Origin of the sequence: Noviherbaspirillum denitrificans (assembly GCF_002211445.1) — a bacterium.
Taxonomy (GTDB): Bacteria; Pseudomonadota; Gammaproteobacteria; order Burkholderiales; family Burkholderiaceae_D; genus Noviherbaspirillum; species Noviherbaspirillum denitrificans.
The window spans coordinates 4621361-4623303 of the sequence record NZ_LSTO01000001.1 but is presented as its reverse complement, the minus strand read 5'-3'; the positions used below and the strand labels follow the sequence as shown (position 1 = coordinate 4623303).

The following is a 1943-nucleotide window of genomic DNA, read 5'->3' as shown; positions in this document are numbered from 1 at the left end:
CCCACCCCCGCCCGCCTCGCCGGCCAAGGCCTGCTGTTCACCCGACTGTACGCCACCGGCACCCGTACCGTGCGCGGTCTGGAAGCACTGACGCTGTCGCTGCCGCCGACGCCGGGCCAGTCCATCGTGAAGCGGCCCGACAATGGCAACCTGTTCTCGCTGGGCAGCGTCTTCCAGGGCAAGGGCTATGACGTGCGCTATGCGTACGGCGGTTACGGCTACTTCGACAACATGAACGCCTTCTTCGGCGGCAACGGCTATCGCATCGTCGACCGCGTTTCGATTCCGTCGCAGCGCATTCCTTTTGAAAACATCTGGGGCGTCGCCGACGAGGCGCTGTTCGACCAGGTGCTGGATGAAATCGACGACTCCCACCGCGCCGGCAAGCCGTCCTTCACCCATGTGATGACGACCTCCAACCATCGCCCCTTCACCTATCCCGAAGGCCGCATCGACATCCCGTCGCATACCGGCCGCGAAGGCGGCGTGAAGTACACCGATTACGCCATCGGCCGCTTCATCGACCAGGCGCGCGCCAAGCCGTGGTTCAAGGACACGGTGTTCGTGATCGTGGCCGACCATTGCGCATCCAGCGCCGGCAAGACCGAACTGCCGGTCGAGCGCTACCACATCCCGATGATCATCTACGCGCCGGGGCATATCCAGCCCGGCAAGGTGGAACGCCTCGCCAGCCAGATCGACACCGCGCCGACGCTGCTCGGGCTGCTCGATTTCAACTACCCGACCCGCTTCCTCGGCCGCGACATCCTGCACACGCCGGAAGCGGAAGACCGCGCCTTCATCAGCAACTACCAGGCGCTCGGTTACCTGAAGAAGGACATCCTGACCGTGCTGCGTCCGAAGCGCCAGGTGGCGGCATACCGGGTGGAAGGCGAGTCCAACCTCGTCAGCGTCCCGGTTGACCCCACGCTGCTGCGCGAAGCGATCGCCTACTACCAGGGGGCGTCCGAACTGTACAAGGGCGGCTTGTACCGCAGCGTGCCATGACCGGATTCCTCGCGCGCTGCCGCGACCCGCACCTGCTATGGGCGCTGGTGCTGGCGCCGCTGATCGCCTTGCTGTTCGAGGCGACGCCGGTGGACCACGTGCTGATCCGACCGTATTTCGACGCCGTGGAGCACGTCTTTCCGCTGCGCGACGACCTGTTCATGCAGAACGTCATGCACAGCGGCATGAAGCTGGTGGTGATCGGCATCTCCTTTGCCGTGTTCGGCGCCTGGCTGCTGACCTGGCTGCTGCCGGAATGGGCGCCGCACCGCCGCCGCCTGCTCTGGATCGGTGCTGGCATGGCGGGCGGCGCGCTGCTGGTCTCACTGCTCAAGCATTTCAGCGCCCTGCATTGCCCCTGGGACCTCGCCGAGTACGGCGGCTATGCGCCCTTCCACGGCTTGTTCGACCGCCTTCCGACGGGCACCGCGGCCGGGCGCTGCTTCCCCGGCGGGCATGCTTCCGGCGGATTTGCGCTGATGGCGTTTTACTTCGGGCTCAAGGATATCCGCCGCCGCCCGGCAATCGCGCTGCTGGCCGCCAGCATCGTGGTCGGCATGATCATGGGCTGGGCGCAGATGATGCGCGGCGCCCACTTCCTCTCGCATAACGTATGGTCAGGCTGGGTGGTATGGATGTACCTCTCGGTGCTGTACGTGGCATTCCCCCCGCAGGTCCCGTCGCGCTGATTGTCGCTTCCCCCTTTTTGTGTGACTATCGTCCAAATCGGTGGTGACAATGTGCAGGCCCGGTTGTGCCGGGCCGTGCGCGGGGGGAGCTTCGATGAAAACGATAAAGGCACTCGCTGTTCTGGCCATGGGCGCGGCTTTCGGTGCGCCAGCCGCAGCGGCCGACGACTGCGCGACCGTCAAGAAAGTCCTCGAAGGGAGGCTGTCCGCGCGCGGTGACAATTCCACCCTCCTGATCGTCGACAA

Annotated in this window: 2 protein-coding genes; both read left to right on the top strand. The window is 65.4% G+C overall.

The annotated features are described in order from the left end of the window. The coding region (locus AYR66_RS22425) for an LTA synthase family protein (protein WP_141104292.1) at positions 1-1008 on the top strand (1008 nt) is incomplete at its 5' end. Then, positions 1005-1697 (top strand): phosphatase PAP2 family protein, encoded by a 693-nt coding sequence (locus tag AYR66_RS22420; protein WP_088709355.1) that lies wholly within the window; start codon positions 1005-1007, stop codon positions 1695-1697. The genes AYR66_RS22425 and AYR66_RS22420, both read left to right, overlap by 4 nt. Positions 1698-1943: the final 246 nt, after the last annotated feature.